The sequence below is a fragment of the Pseudomonas monteilii NBRC 103158 = DSM 14164 genome, assembly GCF_000730605.1.
GTDB lineage: Bacteria > Pseudomonadota > Gammaproteobacteria > Pseudomonadales > Pseudomonadaceae > Aquipseudomonas > Aquipseudomonas monteilii.
Window position 1 is genome coordinate 1 of record NZ_BBIS01000048.1, and the last position, 17,192, is coordinate 17,192.

The 17,192-nt window shown below is 62.4% G+C and carries 14 protein-coding genes; 8 read left to right on the forward strand and 6 right to left on the reverse strand.

Translation table 11 applies throughout. From position 1 onward, the window contains the following. Positions 1–31: 31 nt before the first annotated feature. The 3 genes from PM2_RS22785 to PM2_RS22795 form a co-directional block, all read right to left on the reverse strand. Positions 32–2,842 carry an FAD-binding and (Fe-S)-binding domain-containing protein gene (locus PM2_RS22785; RefSeq protein ID WP_028699670.1) on the reverse strand — a complete coding sequence of 937 codons (2,811 nt, stop codon included), beginning with the start codon at positions 2,840–2,842 and terminating at the stop codon, positions 32–34. Between the two features lie 75 nt (positions 2,843–2,917). Beyond that, positions 2,918–4,063 carry an FMN-dependent L-lactate dehydrogenase LldD gene (gene lldD, locus PM2_RS22790; RefSeq protein ID WP_016712100.1) on the reverse strand — a complete coding sequence of 382 codons (1,146 nt, stop codon included), beginning with the start codon at positions 4,061–4,063 and terminating at the stop codon, positions 2,918–2,920. A gap of 63 nt (positions 4,064–4,126) precedes the next feature. Continuing rightward, on the reverse strand, positions 4,127–5,797 hold the full coding sequence (locus tag PM2_RS22795) for a lactate permease LctP family transporter (protein ID WP_019098165.1): 1,671 nt from the start codon (positions 5,795–5,797) through the stop codon (positions 4,127–4,129). A 255-nt stretch (positions 5,798–6,052) separates the two neighbouring features. On the opposite strand from PM2_RS22795, the gene PM2_RS22800 reads away from it, so the two are divergent. Continuing rightward, positions 6,053–6,820 carry an FCD domain-containing protein gene (locus PM2_RS22800; RefSeq protein WP_019098164.1) on the forward strand — a complete coding sequence of 256 codons (768 nt, stop codon included), beginning with the start codon at positions 6,053–6,055 and terminating at the stop codon, positions 6,818–6,820. A 70-nt stretch (positions 6,821–6,890) separates the two neighbouring features. Here PM2_RS22800 and smpB read toward each other — a convergent pair whose 3' ends face one another. Continuing rightward, positions 6,891–7,373 carry an SsrA-binding protein SmpB gene (gene smpB, locus PM2_RS22805; protein WP_012274261.1) on the reverse strand — a complete coding sequence of 161 codons (483 nt, stop codon included), beginning with the start codon at positions 7,371–7,373 and terminating at the stop codon, positions 6,891–6,893. 163 nt (positions 7,374–7,536) lie between these two features. Here smpB and PM2_RS22810 point away from each other — a divergent pair, with 163 nt between their 5' ends. Then, positions 7,537–7,971: a type II toxin-antitoxin system RatA family toxin gene (locus PM2_RS22810; RefSeq protein ID WP_016712097.1), complete on the forward strand. Its 435-nt coding sequence runs from the start codon at positions 7,537–7,539 to the stop codon at positions 7,969–7,971. 63 nt (positions 7,972–8,034) lie between these two features. Here the strand turns inward: PM2_RS22810 and PM2_RS22815 are convergent, their stop codons facing one another. Continuing rightward, a complete protein-coding gene (locus PM2_RS22815; protein ID WP_028699671.1) occupies positions 8,035–8,571 on the reverse strand; it encodes an outer membrane protein assembly factor BamE in 537 nt (178 codons plus the stop codon). 97 nt (positions 8,572–8,668) lie between these two features. Between PM2_RS22815 and fur the strand changes: the two genes are divergently transcribed. Next, positions 8,669–9,073 carry a ferric iron uptake transcriptional regulator gene (gene fur / locus PM2_RS22820; RefSeq protein WP_012274258.1) on the forward strand — a complete coding sequence of 135 codons (405 nt, stop codon included), beginning with the start codon at positions 8,669–8,671 and terminating at the stop codon, positions 9,071–9,073. Positions 9,074–9,151: 78 nt separating this feature from the next. On the opposite strand, the gene recN is transcribed toward fur, so the two are convergent. Further along, on the reverse strand, positions 9,152–10,825 hold the full coding sequence (recN, locus tag PM2_RS22825) for a DNA repair protein RecN (RefSeq protein ID WP_016712095.1): 1,674 nt from the start codon (positions 10,823–10,825) through the stop codon (positions 9,152–9,154). Between the two features lie 192 nt (positions 10,826–11,017). On the opposite strand from recN, the gene grpE reads away from it, so the two are divergent. The 5 genes from grpE to carA all read left to right on the forward strand — a co-directional run bounded on the left by grpE (position 11,018) and on the right by carA (position 17,121). Continuing rightward, the gene (grpE, locus tag PM2_RS22830) at positions 11,018–11,575 is read left to right on the forward strand and encodes a nucleotide exchange factor GrpE (RefSeq protein ID WP_016712094.1); all 558 of its coding nucleotides are present in this window, start codon (positions 11,018–11,020) and stop codon (positions 11,573–11,575) included. A 101-nt stretch (positions 11,576–11,676) separates the two neighbouring features. Further along, positions 11,677–13,602 (forward strand): molecular chaperone DnaK, encoded by a 1,926-nt coding sequence (dnaK, locus tag PM2_RS22835; protein WP_016712093.1) that lies wholly within the window; start codon positions 11,677–11,679, stop codon positions 13,600–13,602. 195 nt (positions 13,603–13,797) lie between these two features. Beyond that, positions 13,798–14,922, forward strand: coding sequence for a molecular chaperone DnaJ (gene dnaJ / locus PM2_RS22840; protein ID WP_012274254.1), 1,125 nt, complete (start codon positions 13,798–13,800; stop codon positions 14,920–14,922). Positions 14,923–14,935: 13 nt separating this feature from the next. Continuing rightward, positions 14,936–15,739 carry a 4-hydroxy-tetrahydrodipicolinate reductase gene (gene dapB / locus PM2_RS22845; protein WP_016712092.1) on the forward strand — a complete coding sequence of 268 codons (804 nt, stop codon included), beginning with the start codon at positions 14,936–14,938 and terminating at the stop codon, positions 15,737–15,739. Positions 15,740–15,984: 245 nt separating this feature from the next. Beyond that, positions 15,985–17,121 carry a glutamine-hydrolyzing carbamoyl-phosphate synthase small subunit gene (gene carA, locus PM2_RS22850; protein WP_003249935.1) on the forward strand — a complete coding sequence of 379 codons (1,137 nt, stop codon included), beginning with the start codon at positions 15,985–15,987 and terminating at the stop codon, positions 17,119–17,121. Positions 17,122–17,192: the final 71 nt, after the last annotated feature.

The following is a 17,192-nucleotide window of genomic DNA, read 5'->3' on the forward strand; positions in this document are numbered from 1 at the left end:
CGCCGCAATCCTAACGGCGAACCCCTCCAGCCTAAATGCTGCGCGGCCGGGTAACGCGGTCTACCAGGTAGACCAGGCCGTGATAGTCGATGCCGCTGTGGCTCGACAGGCCAATCTCGCAGGTGCGGCTGGTGGAGATGCCTTCGCTGCAATACTGCACCGCATCCTTCAGGCTGCGCAGCGAGTGGGCATTGAGCTCGGGGGTGGTGAAGCCTTTGTCGCCGGCAAAGCCGCAGCAATGAATGCCTTCCGGGATTACCACCTGTTTGCTGCAACGTCGCGCAAGGTCGATCAAGGCCTGGCTCTCACCCAGGTGCTGGGTGCTGCACGTCACGTGTACAGCCACCGGCTCGTCCTGGGGGGTGAACTCCAGGCGGTCGAGCAGGTGGGTGCGGATGAAGCGCACGGGGTCGTACAGGTCCAGCCGTGTTTCGCCCAGGTCTTGCACCAGGCGCAGGGTGCAGGGGCTGGTGTCGCAGTAGATCGGGTCAAGGCCGCCGCGGCTGGCGTGCAGCAGGGCGTTGATCAGTTCCTGGCGCTTGTGCTCGGCCTGCTCGGGGTAGCCCTTGGAGGCGAACGGCTGGCCGCAGCACAGGCTGTCGGCGTTGTCGGGGAACACCACCTGGTAGCCGGCCTTTTCCAGCAGGGCGCGGGTTTTGTCCAGCAGCGAACTTTGCTCGCGGTCGGCATAGGCCGGGCCCATCACCCGTGAAACACAGGCGGCCAGGTACACCACGCGGGGGCGGGCGTCGTTGCTGGCCGGGCCGAAGTCCAGCGGGCGCAGCGGCTGTGGCATCGCGGGCGTCCACTGGGGCAGGCGGCCTTTGCTGGCTTTGCTCAACGAGGCGGTCAGGCGGCTCAGGCGGGGGGCGCCGAGCAGCTTGCGTGCGGTGTTGGCGGCAGTCAGGGTCAGGCGGGCGCCGCCCAGTGCGGTGTGGAAGTGATCGGCCAGCCAGTCGGCGGTCTTGCCGTGGTCGGCAGCTTGGCTGCGCAGTTTTTTCACCAGTTCGCCGGTATTGATGCCCACCGGGCAGCGCTGGGCGCACAGGCCGGTGGCGGCGCAGGTGTCGATGCCTTGGTACTGGTAGGTTTGCATCAGTTCGCGGGTGTCGATGCCGGCGCGCTGCTTGGCCTGAATGTCACGCCACATGACGATGCGCTGGCGCGGGCTGAGGGTCAGCCCCTTGGACGGGCACACCGGTTCGCAGAAGCCGCACTCGATGCACTTGTCGACGATTTCGTCGGCGGCAGGCAGCGGCTTGAGGTTCTTCAGGTGGATGTCCGGATCGATGCTCAGCACCACGTCGGGGTTGAGGATGCCGTTGGGGTCGAGCAGGCGCTTGAGCGTCCACATCAGCTGGTAGGCGTCATGGCCCCATTCCAGCTCTACGAACGGCGCCATGTTGCGCCCGGTGCCGTGTTCGGCCTTCAGCGAGCCGCCGAACTCCACGGCCACCAGTTGCGCCACGTCGTCCATGAACGCCTGGTAACGGGCGACTTCCTCGGCGCTGTTGAAGCCCTGGGTGAAGACGAAGTGCAGGTTGCCTTCCAGCGCGTGGCCGAAAATGATCGCTTCGTCATAGCGGTGTTTGTCGAACAGCTGGATCAGTCGGTTGACGCCTTCGGCCAGCTGCTCGACGGGGAAGGTCACGTCTTCGATGATGACCGTGGTGCCGGTCTGGCGCACGGCGCCAACAGCGGGGAAGGTGTCCTTGCGGATTTTCCACAGCTGGTTGTACACGGCCGGGTCTTCGCTGAAGTCCACCTGTTGTTCCAGCGGGAAATCGGTGATGGAGGCCATCACCTGTTGCAGTTGCTCATGCAGCAGGCTCTGGCTGGCGGCGCGGGACTCGATCAGCAGGGCGCAGGCGTTATCCGACAGGCCTTTTACCCACAGCGGCATGCCGGGCATGTTCTGCACCGAGCGCAGGCTGCGGCGGTCGAGCAGTTCCACAGCGGAAACCGGCTGACGCTTGAGCACGGTGACCGCGCGGCAGCAGCTTTCGACACTCGGGAACACCAGCAGGGCACTGGCCTTGTGCGGGTGGTCGGGCACGGTGTCGTAGGTGACGGCGCTGATAAAGCCCAGAGTGCCTTCGGAACCCACCAGCAGGTGTTGCAGGATGTCCAGCGGCTGGTCGAAGTCCACCAGTGCGTTCAGCGACAGGCCGGTGGTGTTCTTCAGCCGGTATTTGTGCCGAATGCGCTCAGCCAGTGCCGTGTTGGCGCGGGTTTCGCGGCCCAGGCGGGCCAGCGCTTCCAGCAGGTCGGCATGGCTGCGTTCAAAGGCGGCCACGCTGGCCGGGTCTTCGCTGTCCAGGCGAGTGCCGTCGGCCAGCACCAAGCGCAGGCCGGCCAGGGTGTGGTAGGTGTTTTGCGCGGTGCCGCAGCACATGCCGCTGGCGTTGTTGGCGACGATGCCGCCGATCTTGCAGGCGTTGATCGAGGCAGGGTCCGGGCCGATCTTGCGCCCGAAGGGGGCCAGCCAGGCGTTGGCCTGGGCGCCGATGACGCCGGGTTGCAGGCGGATCTGCTCGCCCTGGCCGCGAATTTCTTTACCCCCCCAGCTATCGCCAAGCACGATCAGCACCGAGTCGGTGATGGCCTGGCCAGACAGGCTGGTGCCAGCGGCGCGGAAGGTGACCGGCACCCGCTCGCGCTGGGCCAGTTTGATCAGGCCGACCACTTCGTCTTCGGACTCGACACGCACCACCAGCTTGGGGATCAGCCGGTAGAAGCTGGCGTCGGTGCCAAAGGCCAGGGTGGAAGTGGGGTCGTCGAAGCGGCGTTCGGCGGGTATCAGGCGCTCGGCATCACGCAGGAACGCAGCGGGCAAGCTCATGCAGTCTCCTCGCGGGGCCGTGGCGTCTGTGCGCCACATGCCCCGGGTCAATCAGGCGGTCGTTCTTGCAGGCGGTCAGGCGCCCAGTTCGCGTACCAGCGAGTCGCGGGTGATCTCGCTGATCGACTTGGCGCCAGTCAGCACCATGGCCACGCGCATTTCCTTCTCGAACAGCTCCAGCAGGTTTTTCACCCCGGCCTGGCCATGCACGGCCAAGGCGTAGAGGAAGGCGCGGCCGATCAGCACGGTGTCGGCGCCCAGGGCGATCATGCGCACCACGTCGAGGCCGCTGCGGATGCCGGAGTCGGCGAGAATCTTCAGGTCGCCTTTGACCGCGTCGGCAATCGCCGGCAGGGCGCGGGCACTGGACAGCACGCCATCAAGCTGGCGGCCGCCGTGGTTGGACACCACGATACCGTCGGCGCCGAACTTGACCGCATCGCGGGCGTCATCGGCGTCGAGGATGCCTTTGATGATCATCGGGCCGTCCCAGTACTCGCGGATCCACTCCAGGTCTTTCCAGGAGATGGACGGGTCGAAGTTGTTGCCCAGCCAGCCGATGTAGTCGGCAAGGCCGGTGGGGTTGCCACGGTACTTGGAGATGTTGCCCAGGTCATGCGGGCGGCCCATCACGCCGACGTCCCACGCCCATTCAGGGTGGGTCATGGCCTGCAGCACGCGGCGCAGCGGGCCGTTCTTGCCGCTCATGCCGGAATGGGCGTCGCGGTAGCGGGCGCCGGGTACGGGCATGTCGACGGTGAACACCAAGGTCTTGACCCCGGCAGCCTTGGCTCGCTCCAGCGCGTTGCGCATGAAGCCGCGGTCTTTCAGCACGTACAGCTGGAACCACATCGGCCGGTCGATGGCCGGGGCCACTTCTTCGATCGGGCACACCGACACCGTAGACATGGTGAACGGGATGCCGTGGGCCGCAGCCGCGCGGGCTGCCTGCACCTCGCCACGGCGGGCGTACATGCCAGTGAGGCCGACCGGGGCCAGCGCCACGGGCATGCTCAGGGTTTCGTCGAACAGCTTGGTCTCAAGGCTGAGCTCGGACATGTTGTTCAGCACGCGCTGGCGCAGGGCAATGCTGGCCAGGTCCGACACGTTGTGGCGCAGGGTGTGCTCGGCGTAGGCGCCGCCGTCAGCATAGTGGAACAGGAAAGGAGGCAGCTTGCGTTGGGCCGCGGCGCGATAGTCGGTAGAGGCAGAAATGATCATGGATTCTCGCAGCGTTGCTTGTGGGGAGTGCCGGGCGCGCGATGGCGCCCGGCCCCTTTCACTTTAGTGATGAACCAGCATGCCGGTCAGCCAGTAAGCCTGGATCAGGGTGATCAGGCCGACGATGGTGGCGAAGAACAGGCTGTGCTTGACGGTGAAGCGGAACAGGTCGGACTCCTTGCCCACCAGGCCGGTGGCGGCGCAGGCCACGGCGATCGATTGCGGCGAGATCATCTTGCCGGTCACGCCGCCGCTGGTGTTGGCGGCTACCAGCAGGGTGTCGTTCACCCCGATCTGGTGCGCGGTGGTGGCCTGCAGCGAGCTGAACAGCGCGTTGGACGACGTGTCGGAACCGGTCAGGAACACGCCCAGCCAGCCGAGGAACGGCGAGAAGAACGGGAACGCGGCGCCGGTGCCGGCCAGTACCAGGGCCATGGTCGAAGACATGCCCGAGTAGTTGGTGACAAAGGCGAAGGCCAGCACCATGCCGATCGACAGAATAGGCCAGCGCAGCTCCCAGAAGGTCTCTTTGAAAGTGGTCAGACCAGTTTTGAAGTTGATCTTCAGCACTGCCATGGAAATCAGCGCCGAGAGGAAGATCGCGGTGCCGGTGGCGGAGATCGGGTCGAGCTTGAATACCGCTGGCATGGCGGTTGGCGCGGCAACGATCGGTGCGGTCTTGATCACCAGTTGGTCGAGGTGCGGGATGGCGAAGTTGAACACGAAGTTGTACATCGCGCCGCCCGGGGCGAACGCTGCCTTGAACGGCTTCAGGGTCCAGATGGTGACCAGCACGGTGAGGATCAGGAACGGCGACCAGGCCTTGAAGATCTCGCCAAAGCTGTACGGGCTAGGCTGGCTGCCGCTTGGCTGCACAACCGCTGCGCCGACGCTGCCTTTGGCTTCGCTGAACGAACGCTTGGGCTGCCACACTTTCAGGAACAGGGTCAGGGCGATCAGGCTGGCCAGGGCCGAGGTGATGTCGGGCAGTTCCGGGCCAATGAAGTTCGACGTGAAGTACTGGGTGACGGCGAAGCTCAGGCCGGCGACCAGGGCGGCAGGCCAGGTTTCTTTCACGCCACGCAGGCCGTCCATCATGAACACCAGCCAGAACGGTACGAACAGCGACAGCAGCGGCAGCTGGCGGCCGGTCATGGCGCCGATGTGGAAGGCGTCGATGCCCGTCACCTGGCCGGCCACGATGATCGGGATGCCCAGGGCGCCAAAGGCTACCGGTGCGGTGTTGGCGATCAGGCACAGGCCGGCGGCGTACAGCGGATTGAAGCCCAGGCCCACCAGCAGCGCGGCAGTGATTGCCACCGGTGCACCAAAGCCTGCCGCACCTTCCAGGAAGGCACCGAAGCAGAAGCCGATCAGCAGCACTTGCAGGCGCTGGTCGTCGGTAATCGACAGCACCGAGCTGCGGATCACTTCGAACTGGCCGCTCTTGACCGTGAGTTTGTACAGGAACACCGCCGCAACGATGATCCAGGCAATTGGCCAGAGGCCATAGAGGAAGCCATAACCCGCGGCGGCGAAAGCCATGTCGACAGGCATCTGGAAGGCGAAGATGGCCACCAGGATCGACAACGCGAGGGTGATGCTGCCGGCTACGTGGCCTTTAAGGCGGAACACGGCGAGGGCAAGGAAGAAGAACACGATGGGAATGACCGCCGCCAATGCGGACAGGCCAAGACTACCAAGCGGGCTATAGAGTTGTTGCCAGGTTTGCATATGGGGTGGCCCCTAATTGTTGTTGGTCAGCACTGGCATTGGATAATTGGTAAGACCAATTTACAATGACTGGGCGCTAGGTTAAAAGCGCTGTTATGGGTGTGTCAATTTGTCCCGTGCAAAACTTTGGTCGCGTGCCGATGAGCGGGCACCTGATGTGCTGGGAAAATCGCGACTTGATGGGTGTTTGCGCGGCCTGGATCGGCGAGAATAGGCGCCCCCTGAAATTTGCCGGGGGTTTGTGGAGAGCATGTGATGGTTTTTGATCAGGTCCGCCAACGGCGCCTGTCCGACGACATTGTCGATCGTCTGGAAGGGATGATTCTGGAAGGTACGCTGACCTCGGGGCAGCGGCTGCCGGCCGAGCGCGTCCTTGCCGAACAGTTCGGCGTGTCCCGCCCGTCACTGCGTGAGGCGATCCAGAAACTGGTGGCCAAGGGGCTGCTGGTCAGCCGGCAGGGCGGGGGCAATTTTGTTGCCGAGTCGTTGGGGTCCACTTTCAGCGACCCGTTGCTGCAGTTGCTAGAGCACAGTGCCGAGGCCCAGCGTGATTTGCTTGAGTTCCGCCACACGTTGGAGGCGTCCTGCGCCTATTACGCTGCCCAGCGTGCCACCGAGCCGGATCGGGCGCGGTTGAAGGCGGCCTTCGATGCACTGCAGGACTGCTATGCCCGGGTCGATGAAGTGACCCGTGCGGAAGAGGGCGCAGCCGATGCAAGCTTCCACCTGGCGATTGCCGAGGCCAGCCACAACGCGGTGTTGCTGCATACCATCCGAGGGCTGTTCGACCTGCTCAAGCGCAACGTGGTGACCAACATTGGTGGCATGTACCAGCAACGCACCGAGACCCGGGACATGCTGATCAGCCAGCACCGGGAGCTGTACCTGGCGATTGTCGAGGGCAGGGCGGAGGATGCGCGGGAGGTGTCCAGCCGGCACATTTTGTATGTGCAGGAGGTGCTGGAAGAGGCGCACGAAGAAGCGCAGCGCGTGGCGCGGGCGGAGCGGCGCAGCGGGCGTTGAGATTTGTATGGGCAGTGCTGGCCTCTTCGCGGGTAAACCCGCGAAGAGGCCGGAACAGGCTGAAGAAGAGCTAGTCTTCCTTGCCCTTGTTTCGTACAGCCCGCTGCAGCTCGCGGTTGGAATCGCGTTCGCGCATGGTGTCGCGCTTGTCGAATTCCTTCTTACCCTTGCCCAGTGCGATTTCGCACTTGATCAGGTGCTTGCTCCAGTACAGCGCCAAGGCTACGCAGGTGTAGCCTTTTTGCGCCACGGCGGCCTCCAGGCGCTCCAGCTCGCGCTTGTTCAGCAGCAGCTTGCGGGTGCGGATGGGGTCGGCGATGACGTGGGTGCTGGCGGTGGTCAGCGGGGTGATGTGGCTGCCGAACAGCCAGGCTTCACCGTCCTTGAGCAGCACATAGCTGTCTGTCAGGTGTGCCTTGCCGGCGCGCAGGCTTTTTACTTCCCAGCCGGACAGGACCAGCCCGGCCTCGAACTTGTGTTCGATGAAGTAATCGTGTCGCGCTTTCTTGTTTTGCGCGATGGTCCCGGTCGGATGTTTTTTTTGCTTAGCCATAGGGGCGGCATTATAGGCAAGTCCGCGCGTCGTCCGCTATGGGATTTCGGTGTGCTTGAGCCACTGGAATGAATACCGGACAATACAAACCCTGTCATACGCACAGAACCTGTTTTCGGCACGCTGCGAAGCGTCGCCACCCAGCCTTGGAAGTGACGCCTGGATGACTACCCATATTCAACGCTCTGCCCTGCTGCCATACCCCGCCCAGGCGCTCTACGATCTGGTCAACGATGTGGCCAGCTACCCTGAGTTTCTGCCGTGGTGCTCGGCCTCGACGGTAATGGAAGCCAGCGAAACGCATATGCGCGCCAAGCTCGAAGTGGCCAAGGGGGGCATGAGCCAGCACTTCGTCACGCGTAACGTGCTGGTACCGGGGCAGTCCATCGAGATGAACCTCGAAGAAGGGCCGTTCACCCAGCTGCATGGTGTGTGGGTGTTCAAGCCGCTCGGTGAAAAGGCCTGCAAGATCAGCCTCGACCTGTCCTTCGACTATGCCGGTCCGATTGTGCGCGCCACGTTGGGCCCACTGTTCAACCAGGCGGCCAACACGTTGGTTGATGCTTTCTGCCAGCGCGCCAAGCAACTGAATGCCTGATTGAAACGAGCGAAAATAAAAAGCCCGGAACACGTCCGGGCTTTTTTGTGCCTGCTGGCCCTATTAGCGGGTTTCCAGCGGTGCAGGGGTCGGGACCGGGGTGGTCTCGATGGTGTCGATTTCGCGCTGGATGGCCTCTTCGGTCGAGCCAGGCTTGGCTGGTTTTTCCACAGGCTGCGCGGTTGGCTGTTCGGCTTGGCCTGGCTCGGTGGCCGGGCTGACCGTGGTGTCGCTGCTGCCGCCGAGGATTTCCTGGTCGCGGCTGACGCCTGGCATGAAGTCGCCAGACAGGCTGACCAGTTGGTCGCTTTCGTTGAAGAACACGCTCATGCGTTCTTGCTGACGTTTACCGCCACCTGGCTGCAGGCTGTACAGGTAGTCCCAACGGTTGGTGTTGAAGGTGTCCTGAATCAGCGGGTTGCCCATGATAAACCTTACTTGCCGTCGGGTCATTCCGGGGCGCAATTGGTCTATCATGTCTTGCGTGACGACATTGCCCTGCTGGATGTCGATTTTGTAAACCCCGGGAAACGAGCAACCGGCGAGTGCGAGCAGTCCCGCGAGGGCGAGGCTGTTTAGCAAGAGCTTGGTGTTTTGCATCGGTGGGCGACTTCCACTATCTTGGCTGGACAACGTAAACCCCGATCATACCCGTATTAAGAGAAGCTGCGAAGCAGCATCGGCGAGAAAGCTGACCATGGTTGAAAATAGCGAATTGCGCAAAGCCGGTCTCAAGGTGACCCTGCCTCGAGTCAAGATCCTTCAGATGCTCGATTCCACCGAGCAGCGTCACATGAGCGCCGAAGATGTCTACAAGGCGCTGATGGAGGCAGGCGAGGACGTAGGCCTGGCCACCGTCTATCGCGTACTGACCCAGTTCGAAGCGGCTGGCCTGGTGGTTCGCCACAACTTCGATGGCGGCCACGCCGTGTTCGAGTTGGCCGATGGCGGTCACCACGACCATATGGTGAACGTGGATACCAGTGAAGTCATCGAGTTCATGGACGCCGAAATCGAGAAGCGCCAGCGCGAAATCGTGGCCGAGCATGGCTACGAGCTGGTGGACCATAATCTGGTCCTGTATGTGCGTAAGAAGAAGTAACGATTTTTTATCGTTATGAATGGCAAAGGCGACCCTAGGGTCGCCTTTGTGCTTTTGGAGGGTCCGAACAAGAAGGGGTCAGGCTTTGCCGCTCACGACCATCTTGCGCGCATGCGCCAGGGATTCTTTGGTCAGGTCGATGCCGCCTAGCATTCGCGCTACTTCCTCGACCCGCTCACGCTTGCCCAGGCTGGCCACGGCCGTGTGGGTGGTATCGCTGTTGCGCACCTTGTGCACGAACAGGTGGTGATGCCCTTGCGCGGCCACCTGAGGCAGGTGGGTCACGGTCAGTACTTGCCCGCGCTCGCCCAGGCGGCGCAGCAGTTGCCCGACGATTTCTGCAGTGGGGCCGCCGATGCCCACGTCGACTTCGTCGAACACCAAGGTGGGGATCCGCGAGGTCTGCGCGGTAATCACCTGGATCGCCAGGCTGATACGCGACAGTTCGCCGCCTGAGGCTACCTTTGCCAGCCCTTTGAGCGGTTGACCGGGGTTGGCGCTGACCAGCAGCTCGATCTGCTCCAAACCGTGGGGCGACAAATCTGCGCCTTCGTTGGGCGTCAGTTCGATGCAGAAGCGCCCACCAGGCATGCCCAGGCGTTGGATTTCCTGCTCCACCGCGCCTGCTAGCTGCTGCGCCGCTTGCTGGCGCAGGCTGCTGAGTTCACGAGCCTTCTCTTTATAGTGCTGGGCGAAGGCGGCAAGCTCTTCGCCCAATCGCTCGATTGACTCGTCGCTGGCGTTCAGGCCCTCGATCTCTTCCATCAACTGCTGCTGCAGGTGAGGCAGCTCGGTGGGGTGCACGCGATGTTTGCGCGCCAGCGTATAGATGGTGTCGAGGCGCTCTTCCAAGGCTTGCAGGCGCATAGGGTCGGCGTCGAAGTTGTCGAGGAAGCGGTTGAGCTCGCCCACGGCTTCTTCTACCTGGATCTGCGCGCTGGCAATCAGGTTGGCCGCTTCAACCAGGGCTTTGGGTGAGTGGGTGGCTGCACCCAGCCGGTTGAGGCTGGAGGTGAGGGCGCTCAGCACGTTGCCCGAATCGCTTTCGCTGCACTGATCGATAACCTGGCGGCAGATGCCGAACAGCGCTTCGGCGCTGGTCAGGTTCTTGTGCTCCTGCTCCAGGTGCTCCAGTTCGTGTTCACCCAGGCCAAGGTTGTCCAGCTCTTCCAGTTGATAGCTCAGCAACTGGTGGCGGGCGCGCTGCTCATCGCCGGAGTTGGACAGCCGTTCCAGCTCCAGGCGCGTCTGGTTCCAGCGCTTGGCCGCCAGTTGCACCTGGCGGGCCAGGTCGACGGCACCAGCGTACTCGTCGAGCAGGCGGCGGTGAGTATCGGTCTTGAGCAGCGACTGGTGTTCGTGCTGGCTGTGGATATCGATCAGCAGTTCGCCCAGCGCCTTGAGGTCGCCGAGCGGGCAGGGCGTGCCGTTGATGTAGCCGCGGCTGCGGCCTTCGGCGGTGATGACCCGGCGCAGGATGCACAGGCCTTCGTTGTCCAGGTCGCGTTCGGCCAGCCAGGCATGGGCCTCGGGAATGTCCACCAGGTCGAAGGTGGCAAGGATATCTGCCTTGTCGGTGCCGGGGCGCACCACGCCGCTGTCGGCCCGGTCGCCCAGGGCAAGGCCGAGGGCGTCGAGCATGATCGATTTGCCGGCACCGGTCTCGCCGGTGATGACGGACATGCCGCGGGCAATTTCGAGGTCGAGGTGCTCGACGATGGCGTAGTTGTGAATGGACAGGTGCACCAGCATGGGGGCGGCTCCCGAAAGTCAGGTCTGGTTATTTATACAGTACTTTTTTCAGGCCTGCCAATGCTCCTTGGCAGATTCTGTTGCTGCCCGGAAAACCACCTTGCCCCTTGAAGCTGGTTTTTCCGACCCCATATAGCCGACATCCAAGGCGAGCCTGGCTCGCAGTCCACAAAATTGCGCAGGAGAGACCCCATGGCTGACGAACAGCTGAATGAAAAAGACCTTAACGTTGAAGACACCGGTGCAGAAACCACTGCGGACGCCCGTGTTCTGGAACTCGAGGAGCAGCTGGCCGCCGCCAAGGATCAGTCGCTGCGCGCTGTAGCCGACTTGCAGAACGTGCGCCGTCGCGCCGAGCAGGATGTGGAAAAAGCCCACAAGTTTGCCCTGGAGAAGTTCTCCAACGACCTGTTGCCGGTAATTGACAGCCTGGAACTGGCCCTGGCGCACTCCAATGACGAAGACGAGCAAGTCAAAGCCATTCGCGAAGGCGTCAAGCTGACCCTCAAGATGTTCCAGGACACCCTCAAGCGCTACAACCTCGAAGCCGTGGACCCGCACGGTGAGCCGTTCAACCCGGAGCACCACCAGGCCATGGCTATGCAGGAAAGCGCTGAGGTCGAGCCGAACAGTGTGCTGAACGTGTTCCAGAAGGGTTACCTGCTGAACGGCCGCCTGCTGCGCCCCGCCATGGTGGTGGTCAGCAAGGCGCCGAGCGCGGCGCAACCCTCTATCAATGAAAAGGCTTGAAATCCATCGGGGCATCCCCATTTAGGTGTCAAGCCTTCAAGTATTACCGCAGTTGGCCAAAGTAGTCGCTGCTACCAAATTCAAGTTTCGGGAGAGTTAACATGGGCAAAATCATCGGTATCGACCTGGGGACCACCAACTCGTGCGTCTCCGTTCTGGAAAACGGTAACGTCAAGGTCATCGAAAACGCTGAGGGTGCGCGTACCACCCCTTCGATCGTGGCCTACGCCAACGACGGCGAAATCCTGGTTGGCCAGTCGGCCAAGCGCCAGGCCGTCACCAACCCGCACAACACCCTGTTCGCAGTGAAGCGCCTGATCGGCCGCCGCTTCGAAGAAGACGTCGTGCAGAAAGACATCAAGCTGGTGCCGTACAAGATCGTCAAGGCCAATAACGGCGACGCTTGGGTGCAGGCCAGCGGCAAGGACATGGCACCGCCGCAGATCAGCGCCGAAGTCCTGAAAAAAATGAAGAAAACCGCCGAAGACTACCTCGGCGAGCCGGTCACCGAAGCGGTCATCACCGTTCCGGCCTACTTCAACGACAGCCAGCGTCAGGCCACCAAAGACGCCGGCCGTATCGCTGGTCTGGACGTAAAACGTATCATCAACGAGCCGACCGCCGCTGCGCTGGCCTACGGCATGGACAAGGCCAAGGGCGACCACACTGTCATCGTTTATGACCTGGGTGGCGGTACCTTCGACGTGTCGGTCATCGAGATCGCCGAAGTCGACGGTGAGCACCAGTTCGAAGTACTGGCCACCAACGGTGACACCTTCCTGGGTGGTGAAGACTTCGACATGCGCCTGATCGACTACCTCGTCGACGAGTTCAAGAAAGAGTCCGGCATGGACCTGAAGAACGATCCGCTGGCTCTGCAGCGCCTGAAAGAAGCTGCTGAAAAGGCCAAGATCGAGCTGTCGTCCGCCCAGTCGACCGACGTCAACCTGCCGTACATCACTGCAGACGCCACCGGTCCGAAGCACCTGAACGTGAAGATCTCCCGCGCCAAGCTGGAGTCGCTGGTCGAAGACCTGGTCAACCGTACCATCGAGCCTTGCCGCATCGCCCTGAAAGACGCTGGCATCGATGCCAGCAAGATCGACGACGTGATCCTGGTCGGTGGCCAGACCCGTATGCCGCTGGTGCAGAAAGCCGTTGCTGACTTCTTCGGTAAAGAAGCTCGCAAGGACGTCAACCCGGACGAAGCCGTTGCCATGGGTGCTGCCATCCAGGGCGCCGTTCTGGCCGGTGACGTGAAAGACGTACTGCTGCTGGACGTCAGCCCGCTGACCCTGGGTATCGAAACCATGGGTGGCGTGATGACTTCGCTGATCGAGAAGAACACCACCATCCCGACCAAGAAGTCGCAGGTGTTCTCGACTGCCGACGACAACCAGGGCGCCGTGACCATTCACGTGCTGCAAGGCGAGCGTAAGCAGGCTGCGCAGAACAAGTCGCTGGGCAAGTTCGACCTGGCTGACATTCCGCCAGCTCCGCGTGGCGTGCCGCAAATCGAAGTCACCTTCGACATCGACGCCAACGGCATCCTGCATGTCAGCGCCAAAGACAAGGCCACCGGCAAGTCGCAGTCGATCGTGATCAAGGCCAACTCCGGCCTGTCGGACGAAGAAATCGAGCGCATGGTGCGTGACGCCGAGGCCAACGCCGAGGAAGACCGCAAGTTCGAAGAGCTGGCCGCTGCCCGTAACCAGGGTGATGCGCTGGTTCACTCGACCCGCAAGATGGTCGCTGACGCAGGTGACAAGGTTACCGCTGAAGAGAAAACCGCCATCGAGGCCGCCGTTGTTGCCCTGGAAGCCGCTGTCAAAGGCGACGACAAGGCCGCAATCGATGCCAAGGTTGAAGAGCTGTCCAAGGTCTCTGCCCCGGTTGCCCAGAAGATGTACGCCGAGCAGTCGGCTGAACAGCCTCAGGGTGGCGCGCAGCAGGCCGAGCCGGAAGCCAAGCACGATGACGTGGTTGACGCCGAGTTCGAAGAAGTGAAAGACAACAACAAGCAGTAATCCCTGCATGTTGTCGGCCAGTTCACCGCCGTTTGGCGGTGAGCTGGTAGGATGTCGCCGCGCGGGGGCTTGCTCCCGCGTTGGCGTATCTGGAATTCGAGAATTTTTACAGTATCTGTCAGCGCTCCTGGAGGGGGCGGCAGGTGCTGATGGCGCGGCGCAGATGCCAGACGCCCAACAAGGTGCAAATGACCTATGTCCAAGCGTGATTACTATGAGGTTCTGGGTGTCGAGCGCGGCGCCAGTGAAGCTGACCTCAAAAAGGCTTACCGCCGACTGGCGATGAAGTACCACCCGGACCGCAACCCGGGCGATAAAGAGTCGGAAGACAAGTTCAAAGAGGCCAACGAGGCCTACGAAGTACTGTCTGATGCCAGCAAGCGTGCGGCGTTCGACCAGTACGGCCATGCAGGCGTAGACCCAAGCATGGGTGGCGGCGGTGCTGGCTTCGGCGGCGCCAACTTCTCCGACATTTTCGGCGATGTATTCAGTGACTTCTTCGGTGGCGGCCGTGGTGGTGGTCGTGGCGGTGCCCAGCGTGGCAGCGACCTGCGTTACACCCTGGAGCTGAACCTGGAAGAAGCGGTGCGTGGCACCACGGTCAGCATCCGCGTACCTACCCTGGTCAACTGCCAGCCTTGCGATGGTTCCGGCGCCAAGAAGGGCTCGACTCCATCGACTTGCCCGACTTGCGGTGGCATTGGCCAGGTGCGCATGCAGCAAGGTTTCTTCTCGGTACAACAGACCTGCCCGCGCTGCCATGGCCAGGGCAAGATCATCACCGACCCATGCACCTCGTGCCACGGCGAAGGCCGGGTCGAGGAATACAAGACGCTGTCGGTCAAGGTGCCGGCGGGCGTCGATACGGGCGACCGCATCCGCCTGTCTGGCGAGGGCGAGGCGGGTACCCATGGTGGCCCGACTGGCGACCTGTATGTGGTGATCAGCGTGCGTGAGCACGAGATCTTCCAGCGTGATGGCAAGCACCTGTATTGCGAAGTACCGATCAGCTACACCGACGCTGCCTTGGGTGGCGAGCTGGAAGTGCCGACCCTGGATGGCCGCGTGAAGCTGAAAATTCCGGAAGGTACCCAGACCGGCAAGCAGTTCCGCCTGCGTGGCAAGGGTGTGGCGCCGGTGCGTGGCGGTGGTGCGGGCGACCTGCTGTGCCGTGTGGCGGTGGAAACCCCGGTCAACCTCAGCCGTCGCCAGCGCGAGCTGCTGGAAGAACTGCGTGACTCGCTGGAAGGCGACAGCTCCCACTCGCCCAAGGCCAGTGGCTGGTTCGATGGCGTGAAGCGCTTCTTCGGCGATCTCTGACAAGGAAAAGGCTATGCGACGTATTGCAGTGATGGGTGCGGCGGGGCGGATGGGCAAGACCCTTATCGAGGCCGTGCAACAAACGCCGGGTGCAGGGCTGACGGCGGCGATCGATCGCCCTGACAGCTCGCTCGTCGGGGCTGATGCCGGCGAGCTGGCGGCTCTTGGCCGGATTGGTGTGTTGTTGTCTGACGATCTGGCCAAGGTCGCCGACGAATTCGACGTGCTGATCGACTTCACCCACCCATCGGTGACCCTGAAAAACCTCGCATTCTGCCGCAAGCACGGTAAGGCGATGATCATCGGCACCACCGGTTTTACGGTTGAAGAAAAGCAGCTGCTGGCTGAGGCTGGCAAGGACATTCCAATTGTGTTCGCTGCCAACTTCAGCGTGGGTGTGAACCTTAGCCTGAAGCTGCTTGATCTGGCTGCCCGGGTGTTGGGCGATGATGTCGATATCGAGATCATCGAGGCGCATCACCGGCACAAGGTCGATGCACCGTCGGGTACTGCGCTGCGCATGGGTGAAGTGGTTGCCAATGCGCTGGGCCGCGATCTGCAGGAAGTGGCCGTGTATGGCCGTGAAGGGCAGACTGGCGCGCGTGATCGCAAGACGATCGGCTTTGCCACTGTACGCGCCGGCGATGTGGTGGGTGATCACACCGTTCTGTTCGCAGCTGAAGGCGAGCGCCTGGAAATTACCCACAAGGCCTCCAGCCGCATGACGTTTGCCAAGGGTGCCGTGCGTGCGGCGCTGTGGCTGGATGGGCGTGAGCCTGGCCTGTACGATATGCAGGATGTGCTCGAACTGCATTGAGCCTTGCAAGGGCCTGGCCCACGATTGGGGTGCGATGCACCCCTTTGTCGCAATCTTGTGTTTTAGAGACACATCCGCGGTAGACCCAAAACGCACTTTTCTGTAAGCTACAGCTTTAGTGTGTCCACTAAAAGCGCGCAGCGAATTGAATTCAGCACATGAAAGCGGGGTGACGTGTCCATACGTCACTCCGCTTTTTTGCAACCTGCGATCGCCCTTTCATGCTTGATTTACGGGAGGTCTTCTTGACAAAGCCAGCCATACTCGCCCTTGCCGACGGCAGTATTTTCCGCGGTGAAGCTATCGGTGCCGACGGTCAGACCGTTGGTGAGGTGGTATTCAACACCGCTATGACCGGCTACCAGGAAATCCTTACAGACCCTTCCTACGCGCAGCAAATCGTTACCCTGACCTACCCGCACATCGGCAACACCGGTACCACGCCGGAAGATGCCGAGTCGAACCGCGTCTGGTCCGCTGGCCTGGTCATCCGTGACCTGCCGCTGCTGGCCAGCAACTGGCGTAACACCCAGTCGCTGCCTGAGTACCTCAAGGCCAACAACGTTGTTGCCATCGCTGGCATCGACACCCGTCGCCTGACCCGAATCCTGCGTGAAAAGGGCGCCCAGAACGGTTGCATCCTCGCCGGTGACAACATCAGCGAAGAAGCCGCCATTGCCGCCGCCCGCGGCTTCCCGGGCCTGAAGGGCATGGACCTGGCCAAGGTCGTTTCCACCAAGGAACGCTACGAGTGGCGCTCCAGCGTGTGGGAACTGAAGACCGACAGCCACCCGACCATCGATGCGGCCGACCTGCCGTACCACGTGGTTGCCTTCGACTACGGCGTCAAGCTGAACATCCTGCGCATGCTGGTGGCCCGTGGCTGCCGCGTGACCGTGGTACCGGCCCAGACTCCGGCCAGCGAAGTGCTGGCACTCAACCCGGATGGCGTGTTCCTGTCCAACGGCCCTGGTGACCCTGAGCCTTGCGACTACGCGATCCAGGCGATCAAGGAAATCCTCGAAACCGAGATCCCGGTATTCGGCATCTGCCTCGGCCACCAGTTGCTGGCCCTGGCTTCCGGCGCCAAGACCGTGAAAATGGGCCACGGCCACCACGGTGCCAACCACCCGGTCCAGGACCTGGACACCGGCGTGGTCATGATCACCAGCCAGAACCACGGCTTTGCCGTTGACGAGGCCACCCTGCCGGGCAACGTCCGCGCCATTCACAAGTCGCTGTTCGACGGCACCCTGCAGGGTATCGAGCGCACTGACAAGAGCGCGTTCAGCTTCCAGGGCCACCCTGAAGCGAGCCCAGGCCCGACCGACGTCGCGCCACTGTTCGATCGTTTCACCGATGCCATGGCCAAGCGCCGCTGAGCATCCTGCTTCAAGGCCCCGGGCCGGCTCGCGCCGCGCCCGGAAGCGCCTGACCCAGATTGTTCAAAGCG

Coding starts and splice junctions, on each gene's coding strand:
- PM2_RS22785 (WP_028699670.1), bottom strand. CDS start 2,842: ATGAGCTTGCCCGCTGCGTTCCTGCGTGATGCCGAGCGCCTGATACCC.
- PM2_RS22810 (WP_016712097.1), top strand. CDS start 7,537: ATGACTACCCATATTCAACGCTCTGCCCTGCTGCCATACCCCGCCCAG.
- dnaJ (WP_012274254.1), top strand. CDS start 13,798: ATGTCCAAGCGTGATTACTATGAGGTTCTGGGTGTCGAGCGCGGCGCC.
- PM2_RS22800 (WP_019098164.1), top strand. CDS start 6,053: ATGGTTTTTGATCAGGTCCGCCAACGGCGCCTGTCCGACGACATTGTC.
- grpE (WP_016712094.1), top strand. CDS start 11,018: ATGGCTGACGAACAGCTGAATGAAAAAGACCTTAACGTTGAAGACACC.
- dnaK (WP_016712093.1), top strand. CDS start 11,677: ATGGGCAAAATCATCGGTATCGACCTGGGGACCACCAACTCGTGCGTC.
- lldD (WP_016712100.1), bottom strand. CDS start 4,063: ATGATCATTTCTGCCTCTACCGACTATCGCGCCGCGGCCCAACGCAAG.
- dapB (WP_016712092.1), top strand. CDS start 14,936: ATGCGACGTATTGCAGTGATGGGTGCGGCGGGGCGGATGGGCAAGACC.
- smpB (WP_012274261.1), bottom strand. CDS start 7,373: ATGGCTAAGCAAAAAAAACATCCGACCGGGACCATCGCGCAAAACAAG.
- fur (WP_012274258.1), top strand. CDS start 8,669: ATGGTTGAAAATAGCGAATTGCGCAAAGCCGGTCTCAAGGTGACCCTG.
- recN (WP_016712095.1), bottom strand. CDS start 10,825: ATGCTGGTGCACCTGTCCATTCACAACTACGCCATCGTCGAGCACCTC.
- PM2_RS22795 (WP_019098165.1), bottom strand. CDS start 5,797: ATGCAAACCTGGCAACAACTCTATAGCCCGCTTGGTAGTCTTGGCCTG.
- PM2_RS22815 (WP_028699671.1), bottom strand. CDS start 8,571: ATGCAAAACACCAAGCTCTTGCTAAACAGCCTCGCCCTCGCGGGACTG.